Below are 14,706 nucleotides of genomic sequence, written 5' to 3' on the forward strand. Positions count from 1 at the left end.
GCCGGACACGGTTTGCGCTTCCCTCCCCGGTTTCCGCCGCATTTTGGCGCGAACGTGAATTTTTGCATCATTTGTAGGTCGGGCCTCTCATCTCTTGCATGGACAGCAAGGCATGGGAGCGCGAGCATCCCATGCCGGACAGGAGCCGACCGGCTTTTGCCATTAGAATAAGCCCCGGTTGCGACTGAGATTGCGGCTGGACTTGATCCAAACCGATTTCGGACTGCGTACGCACGTCGCCGGTCCGCCGGCAAGCCTCCGGCCGCCTGCACTACCTGCCCGCAAGCGCAGCGCAGACAGTCCGTCATCTCCCGAACCTCTTCCCCTGCATTGAAAGGAAACGGCTGCCCCATGCCACATCACACCCCGCTTATTTCCACCATTGTCGCCGGCATCGTGCTCGCCTTCATTTTTGGCGCACTTGCCAATCGCCTGCGCCTTCCTCCGCTGGTCGGCTATCTGGTGGCGGGTATCGCCATCGGTCCGTTCACGCCGGGTTTCGTTGGCGACATGGACCTCGCGGGGGAATTGGCGGAAATCGGCGTGATTCTGCTGATGTTCGGCGTGGGCTTGCATTTTTCTCTGGACGACCTGCTGGCGGTGAAGGGCATTGCCATTCCTGGCGCCGTAGCCCAGATCGTGCTCGCCACCCTGATGGGGATCGGCCTGGCCTGGGGCATAGGCTGGCCTCTCGGCGAGGGCCTCATCTTCGGGCTGGCCCTGTCGGTTGCCAGCACCGTGGTGCTGTTGACGGCATTGCAGGAACGGCGGCTGCTCGAAACCCGGCGCGGACAGATCGCGGTAGGCTGGCTGATCGTTGAAGATATTGCGATGGTGCTGGCCCTAGTGCTGATTCCCGCATTCAGCGGCCTGCTCGGCGGCAAGGGTGAGGCGCTGACAACCACGCAATTGCTGACCACGCTTGCACTCACGCTCGGCAAGGTGGTCGCCTTCGTCGCCGTCATGCTGATCGTCGGCCGACGCCTCATACCGTGGGTGCTGGAGCGCATCGCCAGCACGGGCAATCGCGAGCTGTTCCGTCTTGGCGTGCTGGCCATTGCGCTCGGTTTCGCACTTGGCTCGGCCTATGGCTTCGGCGTGTCATTTGCGCTGGGCGCATTCTTCGCCGGCATGATCCTGAGCGAATCGGAACTCAGTCACCGCGCCGCCGAAGAATCCCTGCCGCTGCGAGACGCCTTCGCCGTACTGTTCTTTGTTTCAGTCGGCATGCTGTTCGATCCTTCCATCCTGATTCGCGAACCGCTGCTGGTGCTCGCCACCGTGTTCGTGATCGTGATCGGCAAATCGCTTGCCGCCGCGGCGATCGTGCGCATCTTCGGCCATCCCTTGCGAACCGCGCTGACCATTTCGGTGAGCCTGGCGCAGATCGGCGAGTTTTCCTTCATCCTTGCCACGCTGGGCATGTCGCTCGGATTGCTGTCCAAGACCGGCCGCGACCTCATTTTGGCGGGAGCGATTCTTTCCATCCTGCTCAATCCATTGCTCTTTGGCATACTGGACCGCATGACTCCGCAGCTGAAGCGGCGCGAGGGCTACGTCCCGGGCAGCCTTCCCTCCCCGGCCGGCGTGGAAGAAAATCCGTGGCCACCCCTGCGCGACCACGTGATCCTGGTGGGTTTCGGCCGGGTCGGGCATCTGATCGCAAGCGTATTGACGGAACAGGGACGCCCTTTCATCGTCATTGAGGACCAGCCCGAGGTGGTGAAGGCACTGCGGGCAGACGGCATTCCGGCGCTGTACGGCAACGCCGCGGCGCCGGGCATGCTGGAAGCGGCGAACGGCGCGGACGCGCGCTGGCTGCTGATTGCCATTCCACAGGTGCTTGAGGCCGGGCAGATCATCGAACATGCGCGCAAGCTCAGTCCGCAAATTGAAGTGGTCGCGCGCGCGCATTCCAGCGCCGAAATGCTGCATCTCGAAAAGCATGGCGCAACACACACCATCATGGGCGAGCGGGAAATCGCGGAGGGCATGGCGTCCCTGGTTCTGTCCGCAGCAACCAGCGAACTTTCCGTTTCGGCAAGATAAGCTCCTGTGCGGATACAGATGCAAATACCGGGATGCGAACGAGGTACGGCAATCCGCCTCAGCCTCAGCCTCAGCCTCGACAAGGCAGGTCGGGCCGAAATCGTTCCCTCATGTCCATAATCCTGTTGCGATAAGGAATGACTTCGTATAATCACGCTTCGGCCAAGCACATTCCGGAGCAAGGCAAGACGCTGGCTTCAAGGAAACACCGCAAGCCCAGAGACAAGACAGGAAGTCATTTTGGAAGCAGAAATCAAGCCGCAGGAAAGCCTGCTTCGCGCCCGCCTGATGCGGCTGTACCATCGTTACATCGGCTATTTCAAGATTGTCATCGATTCCGGGCAGGGATGGAGCGCAAGATTTGCCGCTCTAATGAAGGCCGCGGCGGCAAGCGCGGTACTCGGCCTGGCGTCATTGTTTGCGTATGCAATCCTGCTGATCCCGTTCACGCCCAGCATCGCCGACCTGCGCAAGGCCAAGGCGGAGTCGCCGAGCGTGCTGATGTCGGAGGACGGCAAGGAACTGGCCGTCTTCAAACGCCTGAACAGGCAATGGGTGGAACTGGACGAGATCTCCCCGCACGTGATCAAGGCGCTCATCGCCACGGAAGACCATCGCTTCTACCAGCATTTCGGCGTCGATCTCAAGCGCACGGCGGCCGGCATCCTGCGCACCCTGCAGGGCGATCCGGAAGGCGGTTCGACACTGACGCAGCAGCTGGCGCGCAATCTGTATCCGGAAGAGATCGGCCGCAGGCGCACCATCAACCGCAAGCTCAAGGAACTGATCACCGCGCTCAAGATCGAGTATGCCTACTCGAAAGACGAGATCCTGCTTACCTATCTCAATACGATGCCGTTCCTGTACAACGCGTTCGGCATCGAGATGGGCGCGCGCACTTATTTCGACAAGCCGGCAGCGAAGCTGAACGTGCTGGAAAGCGCCACGCTGATCGGCATGCTCAAGGGAACGAGCTACTACAATCCGGTACTCAACCGTGAACGCGCGGTCAAGCGGCGCAATGTCGTGCTGGCGCAGATGCTCAAGCGCGGCGCGCTTTCCGGCGCCGAATTCGACAGCCTGAAGAACCGGCCGATGCGGCTCGATTTCGAGCGCCAGCCGGAGCCGGTCGGCCGGGCGCCGCACCTGGCGGCCCATGTCCGCAAGTGGCTGGTCGACTGGGCCGACCGCAATGACTACAACCTGTATTCCGACGGACTCGTGGTGGTCTCCACGATAGACTCGCGGCTGCAGCAGTTCGCCGGCCAAGCCATCGAGCGGCGCATGGAGGCCCTGCAGGCGGTGGCCGATGTCGAATGGGGCTTCTCCTCGCCGGCGCTGATGTCGACGCATGCTCCCGCCTACCGCGCGATGCGGCGCCAGGTGCAGCCCTGGGCTCACTGGTGGCGTACCCAGGGCGCGCTGGTGGATGCCTTCATCCGCGAATCCAACGCCTATCGCAGCCTGACCGCGTCCGGCACGGCGCCGGACCAGGCTCTGATGCAACTGAAGAAGGATGCGGCTTTCATGAATGCGCTGCGCGCCGAGAAAACCCGTCTTGAAACCGGCTTTGTCGCCCTGGATCCATCCACCGGGCATGTGAAGGCCTGGGTCGGCAGCCGCGACTATGCCGTCGATCAGTTTGACCATGTGGCCCAGGCAAGGCGGCAGCCGGGGTCCACCTTCAAGCCCTTCGTCTATGGCGCGGCGCTGGAGAAAGGCATGTCTCCCGCCCGGCGTTTCGTCGACCGCGAAGTGGAAATCGAATTGAAGAACGGCAGCGTCTGGCGGCCGACCAATGCATCCGGCATCAGCGGCAGGGAAATGACGTTGCGCGAGGGCCTGGCCTATTCAAAAAACACCATCACGGCGCAGGTCATGCAGGGAATCGGTCCGGCGAAAGTTGCGGCGTTTGCGCGCAGGCTGGGCGTCAGCCAGAGCAAGCTCGATGAAGTTCCCGCACTCTCGCTCGGCACCAGCCCGGTTTCCCTGCTCGAAATGGCCACGGCCTACGGAACCATCGCCAGCGGCGGCGAACTGCGCAAGCCGATACTGGTAAGCCGCATTCTCGACAGGCAGGGCAAGGTGCTCGAAACCTTCACCAGTGAACCGGAACGCGCCATGTCGGCCAATACCGCTGAAGACCTGACCGACATGCTGCGCGGCGTCATCACCCAGGGCACGGGGCGCGCCATCCGCAGCCAGTACGGTGTCCATGCCGATGTCGCCGGCAAGACCGGCACCACGCAGAACAATACCGACGGCTGGTTCATCCTGATGCATCCGCGCCTGGTCGCCGGCGCGTGGGTTGGCTTCAACGATGCGCGGCTCGCCATGCGCAGCAGCTACTGGGGCCAGGGTGCGCAGACGGCCCTGCCGATGGTGGGCGACACTTTCCGCCAGGCCTTGCAGGCGCGCCTGATCGACAATGGCGCCCGCTTCCCGACTGCGCCGGAGCCATTCTTCGCCACGCTCTGGGCGAAGGTGTCGGACTGGTTAGGCTGGGACAAGCCCAAGGCGGAATCGCCGGTACGTGCAACGAAGCCGAGGCCTGCCGCTCCGCCGCCAGTTGCGCAGCCACCGTTACACGAACCGGTCCCGGAGGACGTGCCCGACATGCAGTTCGATGAAATGCAGCGGATCATCGAACAGGCCCGTGATGGCGGTCAGCCACCGCCGCAAGGCCTGCCCCCGGCTGTTGTCCGGCCGGATGGCACCGTGCTGGTTCCGGTCTATCCGGACGACGGCTACGTCATTATCGCGCCGCAGCCTTGAACGCGATAACAGAGCCGTCTTGAAGGGCCGGGACAACCGGATTCATCAACAGAGATCGTTACCTGGCCCCGGCGATGGCACGGCAAGCAGACGCCGTCTCAGCTCCGGCCTACCACCGGCAGCGCCGCCCCATGTACCGCCCGCGCGGCGTCGGACGCCAGGAAGGCAATCACCTCGGCCAGCGCATCCGGCGCCACCCAGCGCGAGGCATCCGCGTCCGGCATCGCCGCCCGGTTTTCGGGCGTATCGATGATGCTCGGCATCACGCAATTGACATTGATATTGCTGTCGCGGAGTTCCGCCGCCATGGATTCGGTCAGGCGGATCACCACATCCTTGCTGGCGCAATACGCGCCCATTTGCGCCACGCCCTTTTGCGCCGAGTTGGCGGCCACATTGACCACCTTGCCGCCGCCCGCCTTGAGCATGAGCGGGACCACCGCGCGCACGGTATTGAGCATGCTGCGCGCATTGATGTCGAGCAGGAAGTTCCAATCCTGATCCGACGTGTCATGCACGGGTGATCCCATGCGGAAACCGCCGGCGACATTGCACAGCACGTCGATGCTTTCGAAACGTTCGACCGCGGCCGCAACCGCGCTGGCCACCTGCTCCCTGTCGAGCAGATTGGCTGGCGCCAGGAGCCGCTGCGGATGATCCGCGCCGTGGGCCTGCTCGAGCCGCGCCCGGTCGAGGTCGACCAGAACCAGGTTCGCGCCTTGCGATGCAAACGCCTCGGCCACCGCGCGGCCAAGGTTGCCGCCCGCGCCGGTAATCAACACGGTCCGCTTATTTGAAGTCACTGAAGTCATGCAAAGCTCCTCTTGCTGTTCTCTTCCGGTCAACGCGCGGTCAGCGGGCGTTAAAACGCGCAAAGGCCGCATCCGCATAAGCGGCGAGGTCGATATCCCGCTGCGTCAATCCATTCGCATCATGCGTGGTCAGCGTGATCGCCACTTTGTTGTACACGTTGAACCACTCGGGATGGTGATTGTTCTTTTCGGCGACGATCGCGATCTGGGTCATGAAGGCGAATGCCTCGGTAAAGTCGGCAAACACATATTCGCGGCTGATCGCATCGCGCCCCGCATCATATTTCCATGCCGGCAAGCCTGCGAGCGCGCCCGCACGCGCGGCGCCATCAAATTTCTCCATGTCTTTCTCCTGCTTCCTTATCTTTTATTCCAGGACCTTGGCGATCGCTTCGGCCACCGGTGAAATCGTGTCCTGCGTCAATGCCGCCATGCACATCCGTCCCGAGCCGATGAGATACACGCCGAATTCTTCGCGCAGGCGCCGCACCTGTTCCTGCGACAGCCCGGTATAGCTGAACATGCCCTTCTGCTTGAGCAGATAATCGAAGCTGTGTTCAGGACGCAATGCATGCAGTTCGCTGTACAGGCCGGATCGCATCGCCAAGATGCGGCTGCGCATGGCGCCGAGTTCATCCTCCCACAGGCCGCGCATGTCTTGCAGCACCATGGCGACAATGCGGGCGCCATGCGTCGGCGGGCTGGAATAGTTGCGGCGCACCGCCGCCTTGAGCTGGCCGAGCACGTTTTCCGCCTGGACGCTGTCGGGACATACCACGTTGAGCGAACCGCAGCGTTCGCCATACAGCGAGAAATTCTTCGAGAAGGAACTCGCCACCAGCGAGACCAGCCCTTCGGAAGTGAAGTGCCGGATTGCGAACGCGTCTTCGTCGATGCCTTCGCCGAAGCCCTGGTAGGCGATATCGAAGAAGGCAAGCAGGCGGCGCTCACGGAAGATCGGCGCCAATTCCCGCCATTGCTGTTCGGTCAGGTCGGCGCCGGTAGGATTGTGGCAGCAGGCATGCAGCAGCACGATGTCTCCTTCGGGCACTTCGCGCAACGCGTTTTTCATTGCTTCGAAGTCGACGCCCTGGGTCGCCGGGCTGTAGTACGGATACGAAAGCACGTTGAAGCCGGCACCGGAGAAAATGCTGCGGTGATTGTCCCAGCTCGGATCGCAGATCCAGACCTGGGCGTTGCCGAAATACGCCTTCAGGAAATCGGCACCAACCTTGAGCGCGCCGGAGCCGCCGATGGTCTGCACGGTGGCGATGCGATTCTCCGCCACGGCCTGGCTTTCCTCGCCGAATAACAGTGCCTGGGCAGCCTTGCGGTAACTCGGCGCGCCTTCCATCGGCAGATAGGGACGCGTGCCGATTTGCTTGAGGATCGCGGTTTCCGCTTCCAGCACCGCCCCCATGACTGGCAGGCGGCGCGCATCGTCCAGGTAGACGCCAATGCTGAGATTGACCTTGTTCGGCCGCGGATCGCCCGCGAAGCTTTCATTCAGGGTCAGGATCGGATCGCCGGGATAGACATCAACGTGCTGGAACACTATTGCCTCGCTAGGAAAATTGGATGAAGACGGCGCAGGATGGCCGGATGGAATATGCCTGTATACCACGGACTCCGCCGGTTTTCAGAAGCCGGCGCATTCCCTGGCAATGCATCGACGCACCAGAACAATATGTCCGCCATGTCGACCTCTGTTGCATTGGGTCGGCATGGCGGACACCGGATCAGGGCCGAAATCCGTCCGGATCAGGCTGTCTGCAGCACGCCGCGGCGGATCTGGTCGCGTTCCATCGATTCGAACAGCGCCTTGAAGTTGCCTTCGCCGAAACCGTCGTCACCCTTGCGCTGGATGAACTCGAAGAACACCGGACCGAAGACGGCTTGCGAAAAGATCTGCAGCAGCAGACGCTTGTCGCCGCTCTTGGTGTTGCCGTCGACCAGGATGCCGCGTGTTTTCAGGGAGGTGATCTCCTCGTCGTGGCCGGGCAGGCGTTCGTCCAGCATTTCGTAATAAGTTTCGGGCGGCGCTGGCACGAAGGGCACGCCGGCCATTTTCAGCTGGTCGATCGTTTCGCGCAGATCGTCGGTCAGCAGGGCAATGTGCTGAATGCCCTCGCCGTTGAACTGCATCAGGAATTCCTCGATCTGGCCGCCGCCCTTCTTCGATTCCTCGTTAAGCGGAATGCGGATCATGCCGTCGGGAGCGGTCATGGCCTTTGATGTCAGGCCGGTGTATTCGCCGCTGATGTCGAAATAGCGGATTTCACGGAAATTGAACAGCTTCTCGTAGAAGCCGGCCCAGAAGCTCATGCGTCCGCGGTAGACGTTATGGGTCAGGTGGTCGATGATCTTCAGGCCCGCGCCCTTCGGGTTGCGGTCCACGCCTTCAATGAATTCGAAGTCGATGTCATAGATCGACTTGCCGTCTTCGAAACGGTCGATCAGGTACAGCGGCGCGCCGCCGATGCCCTTGATCGCCGGCAGGCGCAGTTCCATCGGGCCGGTCGGAATCTCGACCGGCTGCGCGCCGAGTTCGAGCGCCAGGTTGTAGGCCTTGTGTGCATCGCGCACGCGGAAAGCCATGCCGCAGGCGGACGGGCCATGCTCGGCGGCAAAGTAGGAGGCGATGCTTTTGGGCTCGTTGTTGACGATGAAATTGATGCCGCCCTGACGGTACAGATGGACATCCTTGGAACGGTGGGTGGCCACCTTGGTAAAGCCCAGCGCTTCGAAGATCGGCTCGATCACACCGGGTGTCGGCGATGCGAACTCGACAAATTCAAAGCCCATGAGGCCCATCGGATTTTCAAAGATATCGGACATGTTGTGTTCCCGGTTAAGTAAGAATCGCTAGGAAAGAATGCATGCTTTCGCCGCTTGCGGAGGTTGGACTGAACGAAGTCGTCGCATCCATCTGTTCTGTGATCTTTGACCACTTCATGGTCAATTCGTCATTCAAGGATTTTAGTGCGCCACAGATGCAATATGTGCGCATACTTTGCTGTATATTGGCTCTAACATGCACACTTTGTTCACAAATCCACCATTAAGAGGGAAAATATGTCGCTGGTATCGGTAGACCGGCATGATTTGGAGCTGCTTGCCGAGTTGCAACGCGACGGCAAGCTCACCAACAGCATGCTTGGCGAAAAAATTCACCTGTCCACTTCCCAGGTCAGCCGCCGCATTCAGCGCCTGGAAGACTCCAAAGTCATCAGCCATTACGCCGCCATTCTCGATCTTGACGTGGTTGGCCTCGGCGTGACCGCCTTTACCTCGGTCACGCTCGGGCGGCATGGCGAAGCGCAGGGCGATGCCTTCGAGCGCGCGGTCGCCGACATGCCGGAAGTGCTGGAATGCCTGTCGGTCAGCGGTGAAGCCGACTATGTGCTGCGGGTGGTGACGCCGGATCTGGCATCGTTTTCCGAATTCATGATGAAGCGCCTGCTGCGCCTGCCAAGCGTGGTCAACGTCAAGTCGAATATTGCCCTGAAACGCATCAAGCAAACCCATGTCTTGCCGCTGGATCATGTCGCCCAACCAGTGGAAACCCGCCGCCGCCTGGTGTTTTCAAAGTAGGTGCTGCGTTCGAAGTGCGCTTGATTCATGTCAAACGGGAACGGCCTCGACATCGTTCAACCGTGCTATCGGCTCCTGCCCGACGCGGTATATTCGAGATTCGCGTCACCGCATTTTGCATGACTGCAACCCGCAGCGTTCGCCGCCATCAACCATGAGGACATAACCATGAGATATCTCGCCGTTGCCGTAATGTTTGTCGCCACTGGTGCCCTTGCCCACCATGGCTGGAGTGAATACGATGCCGACAAGCCCCTGCAGCTCTCGGGGACGATTCAGGAGTCGGGCTATTCCCATCCGCATGGCTATGTGCAGCTCAAGACCGCCGACAAGACATGGAACGTGGTCCTGGCTCCGCCGACACGCATGGAAAACCGGGGTTTGCAAAAAGAGATGCTCAATGTTGGCGGCAAGGCGACCGTCTATGGCTACCCCAACCGCAACAAGCCCGAGGAGCTGAGGGCCGAGCGCATTACCGTTGGCGACAAGACCACGGAGCTGCGCTGATGCAGCCCATGGGAGGCAGTTTCGGCTGGCTGGAAGCCACCGCGCTCGGAAGCGGGATGCGGTCCAGCCTGTGGATGTATCCCATCGTGGAAATTTTCCACATCGTCGGTTTTGTCTTCCTTGTCGGAGCGGTGTTCATGTTCGACCTGCGCCTGCTGGGGTTGTCGAAAAACCTGCCGGTCACGGCAATGGCAAGGCATCTCCTGCGCTGGTCGGTCTTAGGCCTGTTTCTCGTGGTGCCGGCAGGGCTGATGATGTTTTCCGCGCATCCGGGAGATTTCATCAGCAATCGGGTCTTTCAGCTGAAGCTGCTACTGATCCTGGCGGCGGGCATCAATGCGGCCATCTTTCATACCGGCGTCTATCAAACCGTTGATGGATGGAATACCCAGGCAAGCGCACCTTCGCTGGCTCGCTTCCATGCCGCGCTGTCGATGGCACTCTGGATCGCCGTCATTGCCTGCGGTCGCCTGCTGGCCTATACCTGAACAGGTGACCTCGCGAATCGGCGCCGACTATAATGCCGCGGGGCGCTGCCGCATTCGCCCGACACCAATCCAATCTATCTGTGAAAGCGAGAAGGCAATGGCAATGGATGAAATTGATTATGAAATCTTCGGTTCGGACATGCAGTATGTCGAAGTCGAACTCGATCCGGGCGAGGCGGCGGTCGGCGAAGCCGGCATGATGATGTTCATGCAGGATGGCGTGGAAATGGACACGGTATTCGGCGACGGCTCGCAGCAAGGCGGATTGTTCGGCAAGCTGCTTGGCGCCGGCAAGCGCCTGTTGACCGGCGAATCGCTGTTCACCACGGTGTTTCACAATGAAGGCGGCAGCAAGGCGCGCGTGGCATTCGCCGCGCCCTATCCGGGCAAGATCATTCCCATCCACCTCGCCGAGATCGGCGGCTCCCTGGTCTGCCAGAAGGATTCCTTCCTCTGCGCGGCCAAGGGCGTGTCCTTGGGTATAGCTCTGCAGCGCCGCCTCGGCGCAGGCCTGTTCGGTGGCGAGGGATTCATCATGCAGAAGCTGGAAGGCGATGGCTGGGCCTTCGTCCACGCCGGCGGCACGCTGGTCGAGAAAACCCTGGCGCCGGGCGAAGTACTGCGTGTCGATACCGGCTGCGTGGTGGCGTTCCAGCCGCAGGTGGACTTCGACATCAAGTTCGTCGGCAAGATCAAGTCCGCCATCTTCGGCGGCGAAGGCTTGTTCTTCGCCACCCTGCGCGGCCCGGGCAAGATATGGCTGCAGTCCTTGCCGCTGTCGCGCCTTGCCAACCGCCTCATGATGGCAACCCCTGCGGCAGCTTCGTCGGGCAGCAGCTCCCTCCTCGGCGCAGGCGCGGTCGGCGGGCTGGGCGGGTTGCTGGGAGGCGATGACGATTGAACGCGGCAGCGTCGTTCCATGGCCGGCTGTTCGGCACCGGGATTGCCGGTGCCGGTGCCAGCGCGCGGGCATGGTGGGAGGGATCCACCCTGGCTGTGCAGGCGGGACACACGATATATCGTACTGACAGCGCAAGCCTGCAAATCGAAGCCGCAGGCTTCAACCTGCATCAGACCAGATTGTCGTGGAAGACAGTGGATGGAAACTATACTTTCTTCGTAGAGGCGCAAGACGATCGCGCCAAATTGGTTTCAGGAGCACCCGCGCCGCTGCGTGCGGCATTTGCCGAAGCCGCGGGCAGCCAGCGCAAGATGGGACGCCGCTTCGGTGCGGCGTTCCTGTTCTACGGCGCTGTTATTTCCCTGCCGTTATTGCTGCTGATTGCCTTTCTTTTCAATCTCGGGCGCCTGGCCGATTGGGCGGCGGAAAAAATTCCCGCGCGCCATGAAGCGCGCATCGGCGACCTTGTCCTTGCGCAGACGCGTGCCCAGATGAAGCTCATCGAAAGCGGCCCGGTGCATGAAGCAGTCCAGTCCATCGGCGCCAGGCTGACTACAGGATCGCAGTATCGATACCGCTGGTTCATTGCCGACCGCAAGGAAATCAATGCCTTTGCCGCACCCGGCGGTGTAATCGTGGTTTACTCCGGCCTGATCGCACAGACGGCAAATGCCGAAGAGCTCGCGGGAGTGATTGCACATGAGGTTGCGCATGTCGAGCAGCGGCACAGCCTGAAGAATCTGATGAAGACGGCGGGTTTCAGCATCCTGCTTTCGCTAGCCATCGGTGACTGGTCAGGTACGGCGCTGGGCAGTGTCGCCGGCAAGCTGACCGAACTTAAGTTTTCCCGCGACGCGGAAACGGATGCGGACCGCGAAGGACTGCGTCGCCTGTTCGATGCCGGCATCGCACCGCATCACATGGCGGATTTTTTTGGCGAACTCGCACGCAAGGAGAACAGCATGGCGCCAGCTATCCTTGCCACGCACCCCGCGTCCGCCGAGCGGCAGGAACGCTTGCGTAGTCTGATCGCTGCATTGCCTCATCGGCAATATGCACCCCTGCCTTACGAATGGAAGCAGATAAAACGTTCACTGTCATCCCAAGCCGCTGGACGCCAGCCCCTGGTCGCCAATTGAGCGCATGAATCAACTCGGCTGAATGCCTGCTCTACAAATGGAGCTTGCATCAGCATGCAGAACAAGCGTCCCAAGCCGAGCGGATTTCTTTACTTTTGCAACACGCTTGTCAACTTGCATTTATTCAATGCTTCGAATTTACCGAAGAAAAACGTCCCTTTACATCGCTTCTGCAATGATTGGAGTGCGCGTAGCATAAGGACTTTCCAATTCCTTCAATGGAGTACGCCATGTCCGAAAAGCCTGAATGGGAGCTTATTGACTCCCCTCAATCCCGTCAGGAGAGCAACGGCTATCATCACGGCTCCCAAGGAAATGCCTCACAGGGGACACGCCCCTCCCCGGCACTTTTTCTTCAAGCTTTGCTTGGCAAATGGTGGCTGCTCAAGCTTGTGGGTGCGGGTGTCGCGGCTTTTATTGCCCTTGCCCTTTTGATCATGATTGGCGGTATGCTGGTATTGACGGTTTCAGCGATAGCGTTGGTGTCGTTCTGCACTGCAAGGCTGGCTTTGTGGTTACGCGGCAAGCAACTCGGGTCTAAAACGCACATGCCTACGCGGTATCGTGAGCCTTGGCAACAATAATGAATGCTTGTACCAATAAATTCTCGGCTTCGTCTCGCGTAGCTTATTTCTGCATCGGGCGAGAAAACTATTTCCAATGGATGTAATTGTTATAGAAACCCCAACTGCTGGCCCGAAAAATGCTTGCTATTTTATAAAGCACTTGAAGTGCGCAGTAGGCATTCATGTTTCATCGCGCGCACTGCTTAACCTGGTAGGCGAGGCGAAATAATATTTCCCCAGCTTTCATCCGAGGATGGAGCCCATGGAGCATGGATATCAATACACGTAATCAGTATTGGTGTATGCAGCCACCGATGCTCGAGTTGAATCTTTGTAGGCGCAGATGTCATGTTTCTACCGATCGCCAGTTCGAAAAAATTTCTTTGTTCACTGCAATGAATACACAGACTCTTTCACCAAACTCTCTCGACTATGACCCCAACCGTTTGCTGGATACCTTGCTTGCGCGTCTGGGGGTCAACAGCGACAAAGCTCTGTCACGCAAACTCCAGGTCGCCTATTCGGTAATCAGCAAGATTCGCAGCCGCCGTATTCCGATCGCGGCCTCGCTGCTGCTGTGGATGTCTGAATGTACCGGGGCTAGCATCAATGAACTTCGGCAGATTCTCGGCGATCGGCGCGCCAAAGCACGAATGGTCTATATCAAGAACTCAAGACCGTTGCCGCGAGCTTGAGTCATTACGCTGTTCTCCGCACATCCGCCGGGTTCGAAAGAATCCGGCGTTTCACCGGCAGCCTCGTTCACCTTCCGGCAGCTTTCCGCCGCCCGTCATCCTATCCTCACTCATGGCTTTGCCTGCATGCTCAAGCGGGGTTAATCCATTCATTTGTGTTTGCCGCACGACACATGACAGATCGACCGCACCATGCACTTGATCCCTTGCACGAAAATCGGGCAACGCTTTGGTGCAACGTTTTTTCAACTTAGGTTCGGGAACAGGTTGATACCGTACGACTCCATCGAAACATCAGTACCAGATCGACTCATTGCGAATGTCTGGATTGCAGGTCAAACATGACTAAGCACTGCCTGACAAATCAGAGACATTGAATCGATTGCTTGCACTCGACAAACTTCGTGCCTGGGTCCTGCACACCGGGGACAACTCCGCGATGACTGACCATACCAGGCGGTTATCAATACCGAAGCCGTTCAATCTTCAGGAGGAAAAGAATGCTTGAAAAATTGCCGAGCGTGATAGGACAGGCGCTGCAGGATCGACGAGCAGGTCTGGACAGCATAGCCTTTAACCTGATCGATCTGCGAAACGGAACGGCAGCCATTTCTGTCAGCAGCCTTGCTTTTGGCGATCACGAGGCCATACCCGAACAGTACACGGCCGACGGCGTCGGCACCTCGCCACCTCTGGAATGGACCGGCGTGCCCGACGGAACGGGCTCGCTCCTCCTCATGGTGGAAGATGCGGATGCACCTACGCCACATCCGCTGGTGCATGCCATCGTGGCTTCGCTCCCTCCGAAAGACGGCAATATTGGGGAAGGCGCATTGGGCGACGACGGACTTGACGGTGACATCGGACGCAATTCCTATCTGCGCACCGGATGGCTGCCGCCGGATCCGCCTCCGGGACACGGCGTACATCGCTATGCATTTCAGGTGTTTGCGCTCGATTCCGAAGCCGTTCTCCCCGGAACACCAGGGCGCGAAGCGGCACTCAGGGCGATCGAGGAACATGCGATCGCCAGCGGTTGCCTGATCGGCACCTATGAACGCCCCGACGGCTCGATCAAGATACCCGCATCGACTGCGGTCGGAGTTGTCGGTCCGACGCAGACGCCGGGCACGTAACACGCGTCCAGCCTGTCAGCGCTTCCTTCAGGAACCGGTACCGG

General features: G+C 60.0%; 14 protein-coding genes. 10 read left to right on the forward strand and 4 right to left on the reverse strand.

Annotated features, from left to right (window positions below):
- Positions 1–351 precede the first annotated feature (351 nt).
- Together ybaL and FH061_RS19740 are read left to right on the forward strand one after the other, a co-directional pair.
- Entirely contained in the window at positions 352–2,049 is a 1,698-nt protein-coding gene (gene ybaL, locus FH061_RS19735) for a YbaL family putative K(+) efflux transporter (RefSeq protein WP_151637554.1), read from the forward strand.
- Positions 2,050–2,337: 288 nt separating this feature from the next.
- Positions 2,338–4,824, forward strand: a complete 2,487-nt coding sequence (locus FH061_RS19740; RefSeq protein WP_151637626.1) for a penicillin-binding protein 1A — start codon at positions 2,338–2,340, stop codon at positions 4,822–4,824.
- A 98-nt stretch (positions 4,825–4,922) separates the two neighbouring features.
- On the opposite strand, the gene FH061_RS19745 is transcribed toward FH061_RS19740, so the two are convergent.
- The 4 genes from FH061_RS19745 to hppD form a co-directional block, all read right to left on the reverse strand.
- Positions 4,923–5,636 (reverse strand): SDR family oxidoreductase, encoded by a 714-nt coding sequence (locus FH061_RS19745; protein WP_151637555.1) that lies wholly within the window; start codon positions 5,634–5,636, stop codon positions 4,923–4,925.
- Positions 5,637–5,676: 40 nt separating this feature from the next.
- The gene (locus tag FH061_RS19750) at positions 5,677–5,979 is read right to left on the reverse strand and encodes a 4a-hydroxytetrahydrobiopterin dehydratase (protein ID WP_151637556.1); all 303 of its coding nucleotides are present in this window, start codon (positions 5,977–5,979) and stop codon (positions 5,677–5,679) included.
- 24 nt (positions 5,980–6,003) lie between these two features.
- The gene (locus FH061_RS19755) at positions 6,004–7,191 is read right to left on the reverse strand and encodes an amino acid aminotransferase (protein WP_151637557.1); all 1,188 of its coding nucleotides are present in this window, start codon (positions 7,189–7,191) and stop codon (positions 6,004–6,006) included.
- 206 nt (positions 7,192–7,397) lie between these two features.
- The gene (hppD, locus tag FH061_RS19760) at positions 7,398–8,474 is read right to left on the reverse strand and encodes a 4-hydroxyphenylpyruvate dioxygenase (protein WP_151637558.1); all 1,077 of its coding nucleotides are present in this window, start codon (positions 8,472–8,474) and stop codon (positions 7,398–7,400) included.
- A 237-nt stretch (positions 8,475–8,711) separates the two neighbouring features.
- Between hppD and FH061_RS19765 the strand changes: the two genes are divergently transcribed.
- From FH061_RS19765 to FH061_RS19800, 8 genes are all read left to right on the forward strand, one after another.
- Complete coding sequence (locus tag FH061_RS19765) at positions 8,712–9,230, forward strand: Lrp/AsnC family transcriptional regulator (protein WP_151637559.1); 519 nt, start codon at positions 8,712–8,714, stop codon at positions 9,228–9,230.
- 168 nt (positions 9,231–9,398) lie between these two features.
- Positions 9,399–9,737 (forward strand): DUF6152 family protein, encoded by a 339-nt coding sequence (locus FH061_RS19770; protein WP_151637560.1) that lies wholly within the window; start codon positions 9,399–9,401, stop codon positions 9,735–9,737.
- The gene (locus FH061_RS19775) at positions 9,737–10,225 is read left to right on the forward strand and encodes a DUF6644 family protein (RefSeq protein ID WP_151637561.1); all 489 of its coding nucleotides are present in this window, start codon (positions 9,737–9,739) and stop codon (positions 10,223–10,225) included. Before FH061_RS19770 ends, FH061_RS19775 begins: the two co-directional genes overlap by 1 nt.
- Before the next feature lie 97 nt (positions 10,226–10,322).
- On the forward strand, positions 10,323–11,126 hold the full coding sequence (locus FH061_RS19780) for a TIGR00266 family protein (RefSeq protein ID WP_151637562.1): 804 nt from the start codon (positions 10,323–10,325) through the stop codon (positions 11,124–11,126).
- The gene (locus FH061_RS19785) at positions 11,123–12,265 is read left to right on the forward strand and encodes a M48 family metallopeptidase (protein WP_151637563.1); all 1,143 of its coding nucleotides are present in this window, start codon (positions 11,123–11,125) and stop codon (positions 12,263–12,265) included. The genes FH061_RS19780 and FH061_RS19785 overlap by 4 nt, the downstream gene beginning before the upstream one ends.
- 230 nt (positions 12,266–12,495) lie before the next feature.
- Positions 12,496–12,849 carry a hypothetical protein gene (locus FH061_RS19790; RefSeq protein ID WP_151637564.1) on the forward strand — a complete coding sequence of 118 codons (354 nt, stop codon included), beginning with the start codon at positions 12,496–12,498 and terminating at the stop codon, positions 12,847–12,849.
- A 251-nt stretch (positions 12,850–13,100) separates the two neighbouring features.
- The gene (locus FH061_RS19795; protein WP_225984742.1) at positions 13,101–13,526 is read left to right on the forward strand and encodes a hypothetical protein; all 426 of its coding nucleotides are present in this window, start codon (positions 13,101–13,103) and stop codon (positions 13,524–13,526) included.
- Positions 13,527–14,026: 500 nt separating this feature from the next.
- Positions 14,027–14,662, forward strand: a complete 636-nt coding sequence (locus FH061_RS19800; RefSeq protein ID WP_151637565.1) for a YbhB/YbcL family Raf kinase inhibitor-like protein — start codon at positions 14,027–14,029, stop codon at positions 14,660–14,662.
- Positions 14,663–14,706: the final 44 nt, after the last annotated feature.

The organism is Noviherbaspirillum aerium (genome assembly GCF_008929045.1).
Classification (GTDB): domain Bacteria; phylum Pseudomonadota; class Gammaproteobacteria; order Burkholderiales; family Burkholderiaceae_D; genus Noviherbaspirillum; species Noviherbaspirillum aerium.